The sequence below is a fragment of the Rothia nasisuis genome (genome assembly GCF_928381405.1).
GTDB lineage: Bacteria > Actinomycetota > Actinomycetes > Actinomycetales > Micrococcaceae > Rothia > Rothia nasisuis.
Genome location: NZ_CAKMSB010000038.1, coordinates 1 through 597 on the forward strand (window position 1 = coordinate 1; position 597 = coordinate 597).

Genomic DNA, 597 nt, shown 5'->3' on the forward strand with positions numbered 1-597 from the left:
GTACTCGCCGACCCAAACCGTCATAAAGGAAGATAGTAACCTCACCACTAGAAGCGGTGACAGACACCAACTGAGAAGCCTCATCATAGGCAAAAACCCGCTCAACACCATCAGCACCCACACTACGAGTCAGGCGCCCGCAGACATCATACTCATAACGGGCAGCAACCTGCCGGTGCCCACCGGTGACAGACACCAGCTGAGAAGCCTCATCATAGCCATAAGCCACAGAACTAGGCTCAGCACCGGTGCCCTGCTTCTGCACCGAGACAACCCGCCCCCACTCATCACGAGAAATGACACTCTGGGCCAGAGTCTGCCCGCCAGCGTCGGTCAGAACATGACCGCTCACGGCCCCCTCTGTGTACACCCACGAGGAGACCAGCTCAGCTGTTGAGGCGCTGATAATGCGTGAGGCACCGTCATAGACATACTCCACCTGCCCACCAGCGCTATCACTGGCTCGTACTAGCCGCCCAGCAGCGTCGTAAGCATAAGAGACCGTGCCCCCGACCGCATCGGTGCGAGAAAGAACCTTACCGGCAGCATCATAGGACCACCTTGTGCTCTGATCCCCGCGGGAACGAGACAGTAGCC

1 pseudogene is annotated in these 597 nt (G+C 58.5%); it reads right to left on the reverse strand.

The features are described 5' to 3' along the window. A pseudogene (locus L6966_RS11930) lies at positions 1–597 on the reverse strand (DUF6531 domain-containing protein); the annotation flags it as partial.